Origin of the sequence: Klenkia sp. PcliD-1-E (assembly GCF_024124375.1) — a bacterium.
Lineage (GTDB): Bacteria > Actinomycetota > Actinomycetes > Mycobacteriales > Geodermatophilaceae > Klenkia.
Genome location: NZ_JAMXRZ010000102.1, coordinates 1 through 14,558, shown reverse-complemented (window position 1 = coordinate 14,558; position 14,558 = coordinate 1). Strand labels below are relative to the sequence as shown.

Sequence of the window (14,558 nt, the reverse complement as noted above, 5' to 3'; positions counted from 1 at the left end):
CCGCCGCCGGTGCCGCCGTCCCCGCGCCGGGCCCGGCACGCCGCGGCGCCGACCCCCGCCACCGGTCTGCTCGGCTGGGCGCTGGACCGGCCGTGACCACCGTCCCCGTCCAGGAGCCGGTGCGGCTGCCGATGGCGGTCGTGCTGGTCGGGGTCCTCGCCGGGCTGGCGGTCGCCGCCGGGGTCGGGCTGCTGACCGGCGTCCCGGGCGCCCTGCTGTGGCCCGGCCTGTGCGTGCTCGCCGCCCTGGTCCTCGGGGCGGTCTTCGTCCTCGGGGCCATCACCGTCTCCGGCTTCGCCGCGGGCGCCGCGACCGCCGGCGTGGTCGTGCTCGAGCCCGATCACCTGCCGCTGGTGCTGGCCGGGACCGCGGTGGCGGCCCTGCTGTGCGGGGTCGCCCCGGGCTGGGCCCGGGTGGAGGCGTGGCAGGCCGCCCGGTCCGGCGGACCGCCCGCGCCGGCACCCCGGTGGCGGACCGACCGCGTCGTCGCGGCCTTCCTGGTGCTGGCGTTCCCGCCGGTGTTCGTCACCGGCGCGGTCGCCTTCGTCAGCTGGACGGCGACCCGCTAGGAGCCCAGCAGCTCCGCCAGGACGGGCACCAGGGCGGCGAAGGCCTGGCCGCGGTGGCTGATCGCGTCCTTCTCCGCCGGCGCCAGCTCCGCCGACGTCCGGTCCAGGCCCTCGGGCAGGAAGACCGGGTCGTAGCCGAACCCGTGGGTGCCCCGCGGCTCGCGCAGCACGCTGCCCCGCCACGTGGCCTCCAGCACCCGCTCTGTGCCGTCGGGCAGGACGACGGCCGCGGCGCAGACGAACCCGGCACCGCGGCGCTCGTCGGGGACGTCGGCCAGCTGGCCGAGCAGCAGCGCGGTGTTGGCCGGGTCGTCGCCGTGCCGGCCCGACCAGCGGGCGGACAGGATGCCCGGCATGCCGTTGAGCGCGTCGACGGTGATGCCGGAGTCGTCGGCGACCGCGGGCAGGCCGGTGTGGCGCACCGCCTCCCGAGCCTTGAGCAGCGCGTTGTCGGCGAACGTCGCGCCGGTCTCCGGCGCCTCGGGGTACTCGGGGACGTCGCGCAGGCCGAGCACCTCGACCCCGGGGACGGCGGCGGTCAGCAAGCGCTGCAGCTCGGCGAGCTTGCCGGCGTTGCGGGTGGCGAGGACCAACCGGGTCATCGCTGCAGCGCCTCGGCCTGGATGCGGGTCAGGTCGGCGCACCCGGCGACGGCGAGGTCCAGCAGCCGGTCGAGGGTGGCCCGGTCGAACACCGCGCCCTCCGCGGTGCCCTGCACCTCGACGAACCCGCCGTCGCCGGTGCAGACGACGTTCATGTCGGTGCCGGCCTTGACGTCCTCCTCGTAGGCCAGGTCCAGGCGGGGCTCGCCGTCGACGACGCCGACGCTGACCGCGGCCACCGACTGCACCAGCGGCTCCTTCGTCGCCAGCTTGCCGCGCGCGCCGAGGTGGGCGACGGCGTCGGCGAGGGCGACGTAGGCGCCGGTGATGGCCGCCGTCCGGGTGCCGCCGTCGGCCTGCAGGACGTCGCAGTCCAGCGCGATGGAGTTCTCGCCGAGCGCGCCGAGGTCGATGGAGGCGCGCAGCGAGCGGCCGATGAGCCGGCTGATCTCGTGGGTGCGGCCGCCGATCCTGCCCTTGACCGACTCGCGGTCGCTGCGGGTGTGCGTGGCGCGCGGCAGCATCGCGTACTCGGCGGTCACCCAGCCCAGGCCCGAGCCGCGGCGCCAGCGGGGCACGCCCTCGGTGACGCTGGCCGCGCAGAGCACGCGGGTGCGGCCGAACTCGACCAGCACCGAGCCCTCGGCGTGGTCGAGCCAGTTGCGGGTGATGGTCACCGGGCGGAGCTGGTCGGCGCTGCGGCCGTCGGGGCGGGTCACGTGGGTCGAGGGTAGTGGGCGGGGAACACTGGTCCCATGCGATCGGAACTGCGCCAGGTCCGCACCGGCCGGACCCCGGCCGTCGTCGACCTCACCGACGAGTGCGCGGAGTTCGTCCGCGGGGAGGCCGACGGCCTCCTGCAGGTGTTCGTCCCGCACGCCACCGCCGGGGTGGCCATCATCGAGACCGGCGCGGGCAGCGACGACGACCTGCTCGCCCAGCTCGACGAGCTGCTGCCCACCGACGACCGGTGGCGGCACCGGCACGGCTCTCCGGGCCACGGGCGGGACCACGTGCTGCCGGCGTTCGTGCCGCCGCACGCCACGGTGCCGGTGCTCGAGGGCCGGCTGGCGCTGGGGACCTGGCAGCGGATCTGCTTCGTGGACACCAACGGCGACAACCCCACCCGGCACGTGCGGCTGAGCTTCCTGCGCGGCTGACCCGAGGGCACCGGGGAGCCGTCGGGTCTGCCACGATGCCCGCATGACCGACAGCCCCACCGCCACGCGCCTGTCCCCCGGCGACCAGGCGCCGGACTTCACGCTGCCCGACGCCGAGGGCAACCCGGTGTCGCTGGACTCCTACCGGGGCCGCCGGGTCGTCGTCTACTGCTACCCCGCGGCGCTGACCCCGGGCTGCACCACGCAGGCGGTGGACTTCACGGCCGCCGCGGGTGAGTTCGCCGAGGCGGGGCTGGACATCATCGGCATCTCCCCCGACGCCCCCGAGAAGCTCATGCGCTTCCGGGAGCAGGAGGGGCTGTCGATCACCCTCGTCTCGGACGAGGAGAAGTCGGTGCTGGCCGCGTACGGCGCCTACGGGCCGAAGAAGCTCTACGGCAAGGAGGTCGTCGGCGTGATCCGGTCGACCTTCGTGCTCGACACCGAGGGGAAGGTCGAGCGGGCGGCCTACAACGTCAAGGCCACCGGGCACGTCGCGAAGCTGCGCCGGGACCTCGGTCTCGGTTAGCCACCCGTTCGGTCGGGCACGACCGAACCCATGAGCGGACAGATCGGGGTCACCGGCCTCGCGACGATGGGGGCCAACCTGGCCCGCAACCTGGCACGGCACGGCCACCAGGTGGTGGTGCACAACCGCACGGCGGCGAAGACCGACGCGCTGCTGGAGGCGCACGGCGACGACGGCGACTTCGTGCGCGCGGACTCCCCGCAGGAGCTGGTCGACCAGCTCGAGCAGCCCCGCACGGTGATCATCATGGTCGCCGCGGGCGACCCGACCGACGCGGTGATCGCCGAGGTCGCCCCGCTGCTGGCCGAGGGCGACGTGCTGGTGGACGGCGGCAACGCCCGCTTCACCGACACCATCCGGCGCACCGAGGAGCTCCAGGGCCGGGGCATCCACTTCGTCGGCTGCGGGATCAGCGGCGGCGAGGAGGGCGCGCTGAACGGGCCGAGCATCATGCCCGGCGGCTCGGACGAGGCGTACGCGATCGTCGGCCCGGTGCTGGAGGACATCTCCGCGCACGTGGACGGCGAACCGTGCTGCACGCACGTGGGCACCGACGGCGCCGGCCACTTCGTCAAGATGGTGCACAACGGCATCGAGTACGCCGACATGCAGCTGATCGCCGAGGCCTACGACCTGCTGCGGCAGGGGCTGGGCCTGTCCCCGGCGGAGATCGGGGACGTGTTCGCCACCTGGAACGAGGGCGACCTGCAGTCCTACCTGATAGAGATCACCGCGGAGGTGCTGCGGCACACCGACGAGCGGACGGGGAAGCCGTTCGTCGACGTGGTGCTCGACGAGGCCGAGCAGAAGGGCACCGGCCGCTGGACCGTGCAGTCGGCGCTGGACCTCGGCACGCCGGTGTCGGGCATCGCGGAGGCCGTCTTCGCGCGGGCGCTGTCCGGGCACGCCGAGCAGCGGGAGGCCGCGCAGCAGGTGCTGCCCGGGCCGGGCCGCGACTGGGACGACCAGGTCGCCGACCGGGACGCCTTCGTCGAGAGCGTGCGCCAGGCGCTGTACGCGGCGAAGGTGGTCGCCTACTCGCAGGGCTTCGACCAGATCGCCCGCGGCGCCGAGGAGCACGGCTGGGACGTCGACCGGGCCGCGCTGGCCGCGATCTGGCGGGACGGCTGCATCATCCGGGCGGCGTTCCTGGACCGGGTGCGGCAGGTGTTCACCGACGAGCCCGACCTCACCACGCTGCTGACCAACGACTACTTCCGCGACGCGGTGGCCGAGGCGCAGGAGGGCTGGCGGCAGGTGGTCGCGGGTGCTGCCCGGCACGGCGTGCCCGCCCCCGGTTTCGCCAGCGCGCTGGCCTACTACGACGGGCTGCGCGCCGAGCGCTCCCCCGCCGCGCTGATCCAGGGCCTGCGCGACCGCTTCGGCTCGCACACCTACAAGCGGGTGGACGCCGAGGGCTCGTTCCACACGATGTGGTCCGAGGACGGCCGCGAGGTCGAGGCCTGACCGGCGCCGCGGACCCGGGCGGCGCCGGGGAGGGTGGACCCGTGCAGCTCCCTCCCTGGCCCGCCGAGCCACCGCGGTGCGGCACGGTCCACCTGCGAGCGTTCCGGGACGACGACATGCCCGCCGTCCGCGAGCTGGCCACCGACCCCTACGTCCCGCTGATCGGCAGCCTGCCCGCCCACGCCGACGACGCGCAGGCAGCGGCCTGGATCGCCCGGCAGCAGGACCGGTGGGCCACCGGCGCCGGGTTCTCCTTCGCGCTCGCCGGCCCCGACGACCGGATGGCCGGCACGGCCGGGCTGCACCTGGCCGAGCTCGCCGAGGGCCGGGCCACCGCCGGGTACGCGGTGCTGCCCTCGCAGCGCGGGCACGGCCGCGCGGCGGCCGCCCTCACCGCGCTGACCGCGTTCGCCTGGAGCATCGGGGGCCTGCACCGGGTCGCCCTGCTCGTCGAGCCGTGGAACACCGCGTCGGTCCGCACCGCCGAGCGGGCCGGCTACCTGCGGGAGGGGGTGCTGCGCAGCCACACGGAGATCGGCGGCACCCGCCGGGACATGCTGCTCTACGCCGCCACCCGGTGACTCAGCTCCCCGCGGCCCGCTTGCGGCGCTTGCCCTCGTGCATGGCGGCCACGCGGGCGACCGGGATGGTGTGCCCCTGCGCGACCAGGTCGGCGGGCAGCTCCTGCGGCGCGGGCAGCGACCCCGCCCACGGGTCGCCGGTGATCCGGTCCGCCGCGTCGGCGACGGTCACCCCGCGCGGCGTGGCGCCGTCCAGGTCGTCCCACGACACGGGCGCCGACACGGGCAGGCCGGGCCGGGCCCGCGGCGAGTAGGCCACCGCGATCGTGCCCCGCCCCGACCGGGTGGAGTCGACGAACACCCGCCCACCGCGGTCGGCCACCACGTACTCCGTCGTCGCGACCCCGGGGTCGAGCGCGGCCGTGCGGGCGGCCAGCGCCCGGGTCGCGGCGGCGACGTCCTCGGGCGAGGACCCGCGCACCGGCACCACGACGTGCAGGCCGCTGGACCCGCTGGTCTTCACCGCACCCGAGAGCCCGGCGCCGGCCAGGGCCTCCCGGGCGAGCCGGGCCACCGCGACGACCTGGCCGAACTCGCCGTCCTCGGGCGGGTCGAGGTCGAGCACCAGCCCCGTGGGTGCGGCGAACGCGCCGTCCACCAGCGGGGAGAACGGCACGTGCAGCTCCACGGCCCGCTGGTTGGCCAGCCACAGCAGGGTGCGGCGGTCCTCCACCAGCACCTGGTGCACCTCGCGGCGGGTGCGGTCGGACCACGTCGCGGCCGTGCGCACCCACCCCGGTGCGCCCTTGGGGATGTCCCGCTGCACGAACGCCGCCGCACCCGGCCGGATCCGCACCATCGTCAGCGGCCGGCCCGCCAGCAGGGGCACCAGCCGGTCGGCGAAGGCGTCGTAGTGCTCCACCAGCGCCCGCTTGGTCACCCCCAGGCCGTCGCCGAGCTCGTCGTCCAGGGAGGAGAAGCGGACCTCGTCCATCAGACCTCGTAGACCCCGAGCGGGCGCACGAGCTCCGCGGCCCCGAACACCGACCGGGCGGCCGACAGCTGCGTCGCCGGGTCCACCCACGCCGGCACGTGGGTCAGCAGCAGCCGGCCCACCCCGGCGTCCCGGGCGTGCTCCCCGGCCTCGCGGCCGGTCAGGTGCAGGGCCGGCGGCAACCCGGGGACGTCGGGGTGCGCGGCCTCGGCGAGCAGGACGTCGGCACCGCGGGCCAGCTCGACGACGGCGGGGCAGGCGCCGGTGTCACCGGTGTAGACCAGCGACCGCCCGCCGGCGGTGAGCCGGGAGGCGTAGCACTCCACCGGGTGCGCGGTGCGCGCCGTCTCCACGTGGAAGGGGCCCAGGTCGAACGCGCCCGCCCCGATCCCGAACACCTCGAAGACGTCGTCGATCGGCCCGTCGGAGAGGTCGTAGGCCAGCCGCAGCCGCCGGTCGGCACCGACCGGGGCGTACAGCGGCAGGGGGTTGCGGGTGGCCAGGCCGGAGTAGCGGCGCCACACCACGAACGGGGCGACGTCCAGGCAGTGGTCGGCGTGCAGGTGCGAGAGCAGGACGGCGTCCACCTCGTCGGGCGGCAGCACCTTCTGCAGCGCGCCGAAGGAGCCGCTGCCCAGGTCCAGCAGCAGCCGGTACCCGTCGTGCTCGACCAGGTAGCACGACGCCGGCGACTCGGGGCCCGGCCCGGAGCCCGAGCAGCCCACGACGGTCAGCCTCACGCCGGCACCACCGTCTCCACCTCGGGACCGAGGAACCGCCGGCCCAGCCGCGCGAACGGCTCCGGGTCGCCGGTGGCCAGGAACGCGTGCCGGGGCGGCGGGGCGTCGTCAGGGCGCAGCAGGTCGGCACCGGTGAGCACCCGGTAGACGTCCTGAGCGGTCTCCTCGGCGCTGGACACCAGGGTCACCTCCGGGCCGAGGACCAGCGACAACACCCCGGTCAGCAGCGGGTAGTGCGTGCAGCCCAGGACGACGGTGTCCACCCCCGCGGCCAGCAGCGGGTCCAGGTAGGACTGCGCCAGGCCCAGCAGCTGCCGGCCGCTGGTCACCCCGCGCTCCACGAAGTCCACGAAGCTGGGGCAGGCCGCGCTGGTCACGGTGATCTGCGGGGCGGCGGCGAAGGCGTCGGCGTAGGCGCCGGAGGTGATCGTGGCCCGGGTGCCGATGACCCCCACCCGGCCGTTGCGGGTCGCGGCGGTGGCCCGGCGGACGGCGGGCAGCACGACCTCGACCACGGGGACCTCGTAGCGTTCCCGGGCGTCGCGCAGGCACGCCGCGCTGGCCGAGTTGCAGGCCACCACCAGCATCTTGACCCCGGCCTCGACCAGGTCGTCCATGACGGCCAGGGAGTGCGCGCGCACCTGCGCGATGGGCAGCGGGCCGTAGGGGCCGTGGCGGGTGTCCCCGACGTAGCGCACCGCCTCGTGCGGCAGCTGGTCCAGGATCGACCGGACGACGGTCAGCCCGCCCACGCCGGAGTCGAACACCCCGATCGGCGAGTCGGCCTGCGCTGCGGTCCCCATCGGGGGGAAGGTTAGTGCCGGGTGGGGCCGCGCAGCACGGTGGCGGCCGGCAGCAGCAGCCCGTCACCGGCCCAGCGGGAGCCGGCGAGGTCGCGGACGACGACCGCCGCGTCGGTGTGCAGGGCCTCCTCGCCGACCCCGAGCACGGGGCAGCCGGCGGCCAGACCTGCGGCGATGCCGCTCGGGCTGTCCTCGACGACCAGGGCGTCGGCCGGCGCCAGGCCCAGCCCGGACGCCGCGGCCAGGTACCCGGCCGGGTCGGGCTTGCCGAGGGCGACGTCGTCGGCGGTGACGAAGACCTCGGGCACCGGGATGCCGGCCGCCTGCAGCCGGGCGGTGGCCAGCCGGCGCGTGCCGGAGGTGACCACGGCCCACGAGCCGGGCGGCAGCTGCGCGAGCAGCGCGGGGATGCCGGCCATCGCGGCGCACACCCCCGCGTCCTCGAGCTCGATCGCCTCGATCAGGTCCACGGCGGCGGCGCGCTGCTCCTCGGCGACCAGCAGCGCGACGGTGTCGGCGGCGCGACGGCCGTGCACGACGTCCAGCGCCCGGCCGGGCTCGATGCCGTGCACCTGCGCCCACCGGGTCCACGACCCCTCGACCGAGGCCAGGGAGTCCACGAGCACGCCGTCGTTGTCGAACAGGATCCCGCGGGCGGGGACGTGCAGGTCGGGGGCCAGCTGCTGGTCGGGCGTCACGCCCACAGCTGGCCCTCCAGCGCGGCGGTGGCCTCGTCGAGGGTTCCCGCGTAGGCGCCGGTGGACAGGTACTTCCAGCCACCGTCGCAGACGATGAAGCAGATGTCGGCCCGCCGGCCGGCAGCCACCTCCTTGTCGGCGATGCCGAGCGCGGCGTGCAGGATCGCCCCGGTCGAGATGCCGGCGAAGATGCCCTCGCGCTCGACGAGCTGGCGGGTGCGGTGCACGGCGTCGTCCGGCCCGACGGAGAACCGGCCGTCGAGCATCTCCGGGTCGTACAGCTCGGGGATGAACCCCTCGTCGATGTTGCGCAGGCCGTAGACCAGCTCGCCGTAGCGCGGCTCGGCCGCGATCACCTGGACGCCGGGCTTGCGCTCGCGCAGGAACCGGCCCACTCCCATCAGCGTGCCGGTGGTGCCCAGGCCCGCGACGAAGTGCGTGATGGAGGGCAGGTCGGCCAGGATCTCCGGGCCGGTGCCGGTGTAGTGCGCCTCGGCGTTGGCCGGGTTGCCGTACTGGTAGAGCATCACCCACTCGGGGTTCTCCCCCGCCACCCGCTTGGCCACCGCGACGGCCTCGTTGCTGCCCCCGGCGGCCGGGGAGCTGATGATCTGCGCGCCGTACATCTCCAGCAGCTGGCGCCGCTCGACCGAGGTGTTCTCCGGCATCACGCAGACCAGCCGGTACCCGCGCTGGCGGGCGACCATGGCCAGGGAGATGCCGGTGTTGCCGCTGGTCGGCTCGAGGATGGTCGAGCCGGGGTGCAGCCGCCCCTCCTTCTCGGCCGCCTCGACCATCGCGATGGCCGCCCGGTCCTTGATCGACCCGGTCGGGTTGTGGTCCTCGAGCTTGGCCCACAGCCGGACGTCGGGGGTCGGCGACAGGGACGGCAGCCCCACCAGGGGCGTGCCGCCGAGGGAGTCGACGAGGGAGGCGAACCGGGCCATCGCGATCAGCCGCCGGCGACCGCGGGCAGGATGGTGACCGAGTCGCCGTCCTTCAGCTCGGTGTCCAGGGCACCGGTGAAGCGCACGTCCTCGTCGTTGACGTAGACGTTGACGAAGCGGTGCAGCTTGCCCTCGTCGGTGACCAGGCGGCCCTTGATGCCGGGGTGCTGGCTGTCGATGTCCTCGACCAGCGCGCCGAGGGTGGCACCGGAGCCGGAGACGGTCTTGTTGCCGCCGGTGTGGGTGCGCAGGATGGTCGGGATCCGGACCTCGATGGCCATGGGTCTCGTGCCTTTCGTCGGGTGGGGTCACCTCGCGCAGCACGCAGCGAGGGTGGTCTCGTGCTGGGGGAACGCCGCGGGCGCGGCGGGGATTCCGCGGCTCAGTCGTAGACGACGGTGGTGGGCGAGTGCCCGAACAGGTAGGACTCGACGACGTCGACGTCCTCCTCGGTGACCTCGCCGTCGACGATCCGGAAGCTGCGGAACTCGATGTCGTCGCCGACCAGGCCGGTCTGGTCGCCGTGCTCGCGGGTGGAGACCAGCACGTAGTGCGCGAACGGCTCGGACGCGTAGCTGATGTCGGTGCGGGAGGGGTAGGCCTCGGTGGCGGTGTGCGAGTGGTAGACGACCACCGGCACCTCGTCCCGGTCGTCCATCTCCCGGTACAGCGTCAGCAGGTCGGCGCTGTCGAACTCGTAGAACGTCGGTGACCGGGCGGCGTTGAGCATCGGGATGAAGCGCTCGGGCCGGTCACTGCCCTCGGGCCCGGCGACGACGCCGCAGGCCTCGTCGGGGTGGTCACGACGGGCGTGCGCGACGATCGCGTCGTAGGACGCCCGGTCGATGCGCAGCACGGGACGAGTCTAGATGGGGCCGGCCGGCCGCACGCGGTGAACTCCTGGGGCCCCGGACGGTAGCGTCGCGGTCCGTGGTGTCCGCGTGCTGATCCAGGTCCTCATGGCGGCCGGCGTCGTCCTCCTCGCCCTGCCCGCCCTCGTCGTCGGCAGCCGTCGGTTGACCCGGCGGGGTCCGCGCAGCCTGCGCAGCCCGGGCAGCAGCCGGTCGGAGTTCGTCGTCGTGGTGACCGGTCGGCTGCTGGGCCTGCTGCTGATCCTGCTGCTGTCGGCCCTGGTGCTGGTGGCCACCGTCGGCGCGCTCGTCCGCGACGTCGAGGACCTGCCGAGCCTGGTCTACGTCGCCTTCGTCCTGGACCTGCTGCTGGCCGCGCTGGTCGTGCTCACCTCCGGCGCCCCCCGCCCGCCACGAGCGCGTCGACGAGCGACCCCTGCACCGCGGTGAGCCACGAGTAGACGGTCATCTCCTGCGACGCCGGGCGCTCGTGGTCGGTGTCGGCGGTGATGCCCAGCCGGGTGCCCAGCGCCAGCCGCAGGTCGTTGGTGGTGCGCAGCCACGCCCGGGCCTGGTCGTCGGCCAGCGCGACGTCGCCACCCTGCGGCGGGAGGGTGGCCCGCACCGCGGCGAGGTCCTCGGTCTTCCCCTGCCGCAGGGCCGCGCCCGTCAGGTCCCGGTAGTCGCGGGCGAGCTCGGCGTCGGTGGCGTGGCCGGCGGGGAACAGCCGGCCCACGACCGGGTCGTCGGCCGGGGCGTCGTCGGCCAGCAGCTCCTCGAGCTGGTCCAGCAGCAGCCCGACGACGGCGGACTCGGCGTCGGTCAGGCCGCCGACCACCTGGTCGCCGCGGCGGCGGAAGGGCGTCACGAGTCGCGCTGGTAGCTGGCCCACAGCCCGTAGGCGTGCAGCCTGCTGGTGTCGTGCTCCATCCGCTCGCGCGGGCCCGAGCTCACGATCGCCTTCCCCTCGTGGTGCACCTGCAGCATCAGCTGGGTGGCGGTGGCCTCGTCGTAGCCGAACAGCTCCTGCAGCACGAAGGTCACGTAGGTCATCAGGTTGACCGGGTCGTCCCAGACGATCGTCACCCACGGCCGGTCCAGCTCGGACTCCTCGCGCACGACGGTGCCCGGGGTCGTCTCCGGGGCGAGCGGTGCGGCCACCGGGCCACTCTAGGCTCCGGGTCGTGCGCCCCTCGCTGCTGACCGACCGGTACGAGCTGACCATGCTGGCCGCCGCCCTCGCCGACGGCACGCACCGGCGCGACTGCGTGTTCGAGGTGTTCGCGCGGCGTCTGCCGCACGGTCGCCGCTACGGCGTCGTGGCCGGCACCGGCCGACTGCTCGAGCAGCTCGCCGACTTCCGCTTCGGCGACGAGGAGATCGCGGCGCTGCGGGAGCAGGGGCTCACCGACCCGGCGCTGCTGGACCACCTGGCTGCCTTCGAGTTCACCGGGGACGTCGACGGCTACGCCGAGGGCGAGGTCTTCTTCCCAGGCTCCCCCGTGCTCACCGTCCGCGCCCCGTTCGGCCAGGCGGTGCTGCTGGAGACCCTGGTGCTCTCGGTGCTCAACCACGACAGCGCGATCGCCTCGGCCGCGGCCCGGATGGTCGGCGCGGCCGGGGGCCGGCCCTGCATCGAGATGGGCTCGCGGCGCACCCACGAGGAGGCCGCGGTGGCCGCCGCCCGCGCCGCCTTCCTGGTCGGGTTCGGGTCGACGTCCAACCTGGCCGCCGGGGAGCGGTACGGGGTGCCGACGGCGGGCACCAGCGCGCACGCGTTCACCCTGCTGCACGACGACGAGGCGGCGGCCTTCCGCGCCCAGGTCGCGACCCAGGGCACCGGGACGACGCTGCTGGTCGACACCTACGACACGCTGCAGGGCATCCGGACGGCGATCGAGGTGGCCGGCCCGGAGCTGGGCGCGGTGCGGCTGGACTCCGGTGACTTGGCCGAGCTGGCCCGGCAGGCCCGGGAGCTGCTGGACTCCCTCGGCGCGCACCGCACCCGGGTGACGGTCACCAGCGACCTGGACGAGTACGCCATCGCCGCCCTGGCCGCTGCCCCGGTCGACGGGTACGGCGTGGGCACCTCGCTGGTCACCGGCTCGGGCGCGCCCACCGCCGGGATGGTCTACAAGCTGGTCGAGCGCGACGGGGTGCCGGTGGCCAAGGTCGCGGAGGGCAAGCGGTCGGTGGGCGGCCGCAAGTCCGCCGTCCGCCGGCACGACGCCGCCGGCACCGCGACTGCCGAGGTCGTCGTCCCGGGGCCGATCGCCCCGCGGGACGGCGACCGCGACCTCGTGGTGCCGCTGGTGCGCGGCGGCCGGTGCGTGCAGGACCTGGACGCCGCCGGCCGGCTGCGGGCGGCGCGGGAGCACCACGAACGGGTGCGGGCAGCGCTGCCGGCCGAGGCGTGGGCGCTGTCCCGCGGGGAGCCGGCCCTCGACACGCTCAGCGCCTGAGGACGGCAGGATGACGCCATGACGAAGGCACTGGTCGTGGTCGACGTGCAGGTGGACTTCTGCGAGGGCGGCAGCCTGGCCGTGGCGGGTGGGGCGGCGGTCGCCCGGGCGGTCACCCAGCACGCCGGCCAGGGCCTGGAGCGCGGGGAGTACGCCCACGTCGTGGCCACCAGGGACCACCACGTCGACCCCGGCGGGCACTTCTCCGACGCCCCCGACTTCGTCGAGACCTGGCCGCGGCACTGCGTGGTGGGCACCGGCGGGGTCGAGCTGCACCCCGACCTGGACCGCGGGCTGCTGCGGGCGGTGTTCGACAAGGGCGAGCACGCCGCCGCCTACTCGGGGTTCGAGGGCGCCGCCGACGGCGTCGGGCTGGCCGACTGGCTGCGCCGGCACGGCGTCGACGAGGTCGACGTGGTCGGCGTCGCCACCGACCACTGCGTGCGCGCCACCGCGCTGGACGCGGTCGCCGAGGGTTTCGCCACGACCGTGCTGCTGCCGCTCACCGCCGGCGTCGCCGAGGCCACCACCGAGGCCGCCCTGGACCAGCTCCGCGCAGCCGGCGTGGGGCTCGAGGGTGTCCCTCAGGACTGGACCACGCCGGCCGGCTGACGAGGTGGCCCGGAGGGTCGCCGAGAACGGCGGGAACGCGCTCGTCGCCGCGGGGGGACGGCCGTTGGTCGCGGTGTCGTCCGGAGGACGACGGATCACACCGCGTCGAGGACCTCGTCGCGGGTGAAGCCGAGGACCTGCAGGACGGCGTCCAGGTAGGGCTGGTTGAGCGCGGTGTGCGCCTGCTCGCGCACGAACGGCTTGGCGTTGAACGCGATGCCCAGCCCGGCGGTGGTCAGCATGTCCAGGTCGTTGGCGCCGTCGCCGACCGCCACGGTCTGCTCCAGCGGGATGCCGTGCTCGGCGGCGAACCGGGCCAGCGCGCGGGCCTTGCCGGGCCGGTCGACGATCTCGCCCACCAGACCGCCGGTCAGCACGCCGTCGGCGACCTCGAGGGTGTTGGCGGCGGCGAAGTCCAGACCGAGGTCCCCGGCCAGCCGATCGGTGATCTGGCTGAAGCCGCCGGAGACGATCCCGCAGCGGAACCCGAGCCGCTGCAGCGTGCGGATCAGGGTGCGCGCGCCGGGGGTGAGCACCAGGTGCTCGCGCACCTCGTCGAGCACGCGGACCGGCAGCCCGGCGAGGGCGGCCACCCGGGCCCGCAGCGACTGCTCGAAGTCCAGCTCGCCGTTCATCGCCGCGGCGGTGATCCGCGCGACCTCGGCCGCCCGACCGGCGCGGGCGGCCAGCTCGTCGATGACCTCACCGCGGACCAGCGTGGAGTCCACGTCCAGCACGATCAGCCGCTTGCTGCGCCGGGCCAGCCCCACCTGCTCGACGGCGACGTCGGCCCCGGTGGCCGCGGCCACCGCACCGAGCGCGGCGCGCAGCGGCGCTGCCTCGGCACCGGAGACGGTCAGCTCGAAGCTGGTCACCGGGTAGTCCGACAGCCGCCGGATGGCGTCGATGTTCCCGCCGACGTCGGCGATGGCCTGGGCGGCGCCGCCGACGGCGTCCGGGGGCACCGGGCGGCCCAGCACGATGACGTGGTGCCGGCGGACCCCGTCGGCGCCGAGCCCGGTCGCGCCGGCCGCTGCCTCGACCGTCACCTGCACCCCCGTCGCGGCGCCCACCGAGGCGGCCAGCGGCGCCAGCCGGGCGACCAGGTCGTCCTCGGCGGTGCCGCCGTGCTCGTGGACGACGACGCCGAGCACCAGCTGGCCGTGCACGACCACCTGCTCGACGTCGACGACCTCCAGCGCGGGGACGCCGGCGAGGGCGCCGAACAGCCGCGCGGTCACCCCGGGCCGGTCGGCGCCGGTGACGGTCAGCAGTGCCCCGGCGTGCGGCACGGCGGTCTGCGGATCAGGGCCGGTCACGGGTGCTCATGGTGCCGCAACGCCGGGACGCCCCCTCGGCCGGGCCGAGGGTGCGTCCTGGTCGTGCCGGGTGCTGCCTAGAACGGGTCGGGGTCGTTCACCCCGGCCCGGGTGCCGGTGCCCGACAGCAGCTCCTCGGCGTAGGGCTCGTGCCGCTTGCCGGCGTGGGCCTCGGCTTCGAGGCGTTCGCGCAGGTGGGGGTAGTGCAGCTCGAAGGCGGGGCGTTCGGAGCGGATGCGGGGGATCTCCAGGAAGTTGTGCCGCGGCGGGGGGCTGGAGGTGGC

At 75.3% G+C, this 14,558-nt stretch carries 20 protein-coding genes and 1 pseudogene; 8 read left to right on the top strand and 13 right to left on the bottom strand.

The window, feature by feature from the left end:
• Positions 1-92: 92 nt before the first annotated feature.
• Positions 93-569, top strand: coding sequence for a hypothetical protein (locus NH342_RS17585; RefSeq protein WP_253016704.1), 477 nt, complete (start codon positions 93-95; stop codon positions 567-569).
• On the opposite strand, the gene rdgB is transcribed toward NH342_RS17585, so the two are convergent.
• Positions 566-1,171, bottom strand: coding sequence for an RdgB/HAM1 family non-canonical purine NTP pyrophosphatase (gene rdgB, locus NH342_RS17580; protein ID WP_253016703.1), 606 nt, complete (start codon positions 1,169-1,171; stop codon positions 566-568). The two genes, NH342_RS17585 and rdgB, sit on opposite strands and share 4 nt — an antisense overlap.
• Positions 1,168-1,890 (bottom strand): ribonuclease PH, encoded by a 723-nt coding sequence (gene rph / locus NH342_RS17575; protein WP_253016702.1) that lies wholly within the window; start codon positions 1,888-1,890, stop codon positions 1,168-1,170. The genes rdgB and rph overlap by 4 nt, the downstream gene beginning before the upstream one ends.
• Positions 1,891-1,926: 36 nt before the next feature.
• Here rph and NH342_RS17570 point away from each other — a divergent pair, with 36 nt between their 5' ends.
• Genes NH342_RS17570 through NH342_RS17555 form a run of 4 tightly spaced genes read left to right on the top strand, consistent with a single transcriptional unit; the run spans position 1,927 to position 4,908 of the window.
• Positions 1,927-2,331, top strand: coding sequence for a secondary thiamine-phosphate synthase enzyme YjbQ (locus NH342_RS17570; protein ID WP_253016698.1), 405 nt, complete (start codon positions 1,927-1,929; stop codon positions 2,329-2,331).
• Positions 2,332-2,374: 43 nt separating this feature from the next.
• The gene (gene bcp / locus NH342_RS17565) at positions 2,375-2,860 is read left to right on the top strand and encodes a thioredoxin-dependent thiol peroxidase (protein WP_253016695.1); all 486 of its coding nucleotides are present in this window, start codon (positions 2,375-2,377) and stop codon (positions 2,858-2,860) included.
• Positions 2,861-2,890: 30 nt separating this feature from the next.
• Positions 2,891-4,327: an NADP-dependent phosphogluconate dehydrogenase gene (gndA, locus tag NH342_RS17560; protein ID WP_253016693.1), complete on the top strand. Its 1,437-nt coding sequence runs from the start codon at positions 2,891-2,893 to the stop codon at positions 4,325-4,327.
• Between the two features lie 41 nt (positions 4,328-4,368).
• Positions 4,369-4,908: a GNAT family N-acetyltransferase gene (locus tag NH342_RS17555; protein WP_253016690.1), complete on the top strand. Its 540-nt coding sequence runs from the start codon at positions 4,369-4,371 to the stop codon at positions 4,906-4,908.
• A 1-nt stretch (position 4,909) separates the two neighbouring features.
• On the opposite strand, the gene NH342_RS17550 is transcribed toward NH342_RS17555, so the two are convergent.
• From NH342_RS17550 to NH342_RS17520, 7 genes are all read right to left on the bottom strand, one after another.
• Entirely contained in the window at positions 4,910-5,842 is a 933-nt protein-coding gene (locus tag NH342_RS17550; protein WP_253016688.1) for a DNA polymerase domain-containing protein, read from the bottom strand.
• Positions 5,842-6,582 carry an MBL fold metallo-hydrolase gene (locus NH342_RS17545; RefSeq protein ID WP_253016686.1) on the bottom strand — a complete coding sequence of 247 codons (741 nt, stop codon included), beginning with the start codon at positions 6,580-6,582 and terminating at the stop codon, positions 5,842-5,844. The genes NH342_RS17550 and NH342_RS17545 overlap by 1 nt, the downstream gene beginning before the upstream one ends.
• Complete coding sequence (gene murI / locus NH342_RS17540) at positions 6,579-7,385, bottom strand: glutamate racemase (RefSeq protein WP_253016684.1); 807 nt, start codon at positions 7,383-7,385, stop codon at positions 6,579-6,581. The genes NH342_RS17545 and murI overlap by 4 nt, the downstream gene beginning before the upstream one ends.
• Before the next feature lie 11 nt (positions 7,386-7,396).
• Complete coding sequence (locus NH342_RS17535) at positions 7,397-8,083, bottom strand: HAD-IA family hydrolase (protein ID WP_253016682.1); 687 nt, start codon at positions 8,081-8,083, stop codon at positions 7,397-7,399.
• Entirely contained in the window at positions 8,080-9,030 is a 951-nt protein-coding gene (locus NH342_RS17530) for a PLP-dependent cysteine synthase family protein (protein WP_253016680.1), read from the bottom strand. The genes NH342_RS17535 and NH342_RS17530 overlap by 4 nt, the downstream gene beginning before the upstream one ends.
• Positions 9,031-9,035: 5 nt before the next feature.
• Positions 9,036-9,311: a MoaD/ThiS family protein gene (locus NH342_RS17525; protein WP_253016678.1), complete on the bottom strand. Its 276-nt coding sequence runs from the start codon at positions 9,309-9,311 to the stop codon at positions 9,036-9,038.
• A 101-nt stretch (positions 9,312-9,412) separates the two neighbouring features.
• Positions 9,413-9,886: a Mov34/MPN/PAD-1 family protein gene (locus NH342_RS17520; RefSeq protein WP_253016676.1), complete on the bottom strand. Its 474-nt coding sequence runs from the start codon at positions 9,884-9,886 to the stop codon at positions 9,413-9,415.
• 85 nt (positions 9,887-9,971) lie between these two features.
• Here NH342_RS17520 and NH342_RS17515 point away from each other — a divergent pair, with 85 nt between their 5' ends.
• On the top strand, positions 9,972-10,331 hold the full coding sequence (locus NH342_RS17515; RefSeq protein ID WP_253016674.1) for a hypothetical protein: 360 nt from the start codon (positions 9,972-9,974) through the stop codon (positions 10,329-10,331).
• Here NH342_RS17515 and NH342_RS17510 read toward each other — a convergent pair.
• Both NH342_RS17510 and clpS read right to left on the bottom strand, forming a co-directional pair.
• The gene (locus tag NH342_RS17510; protein ID WP_253016672.1) at positions 10,270-10,749 is read right to left on the bottom strand and encodes a DUF2017 family protein; all 480 of its coding nucleotides are present in this window, start codon (positions 10,747-10,749) and stop codon (positions 10,270-10,272) included. The two genes, NH342_RS17515 and NH342_RS17510, sit on opposite strands and share 62 nt — an antisense overlap.
• Complete coding sequence (gene clpS, locus NH342_RS17505; protein WP_253016670.1) at positions 10,746-11,042, bottom strand: ATP-dependent Clp protease adapter ClpS; 297 nt, start codon at positions 11,040-11,042, stop codon at positions 10,746-10,748. Before clpS ends, NH342_RS17510 begins: the two co-directional genes overlap by 4 nt.
• 23 nt (positions 11,043-11,065) lie before the next feature.
• Between clpS and NH342_RS17500 the strand changes: the two genes are divergently transcribed.
• Both NH342_RS17500 and NH342_RS17495 read left to right on the top strand, forming a co-directional pair.
• The gene (locus tag NH342_RS17500) at positions 11,066-12,343 is read left to right on the top strand and encodes a nicotinate phosphoribosyltransferase (protein ID WP_253016668.1); all 1,278 of its coding nucleotides are present in this window, start codon (positions 11,066-11,068) and stop codon (positions 12,341-12,343) included.
• 18 nt (positions 12,344-12,361) lie between these two features.
• A complete protein-coding gene (locus NH342_RS17495; protein WP_253016666.1) occupies positions 12,362-12,955 on the top strand; it encodes an isochorismatase family protein in 594 nt (197 codons plus the stop codon).
• A gap of 95 nt (positions 12,956-13,050) precedes the next feature.
• Here the strand turns inward: NH342_RS17495 and serB are convergent, their stop codons facing one another.
• Together serB and NH342_RS17485 are read right to left on the bottom strand one after the other, a co-directional pair.
• A complete protein-coding gene (gene serB, locus NH342_RS17490; protein ID WP_253016664.1) occupies positions 13,051-14,274 on the bottom strand; it encodes a phosphoserine phosphatase SerB in 1,224 nt (407 codons plus the stop codon).
• A 77-nt stretch (positions 14,275-14,351) separates the two neighbouring features.
• A pseudogene (locus tag NH342_RS17485) lies at positions 14,352-14,558 on the bottom strand (cytochrome ubiquinol oxidase subunit I); the annotation flags it as partial.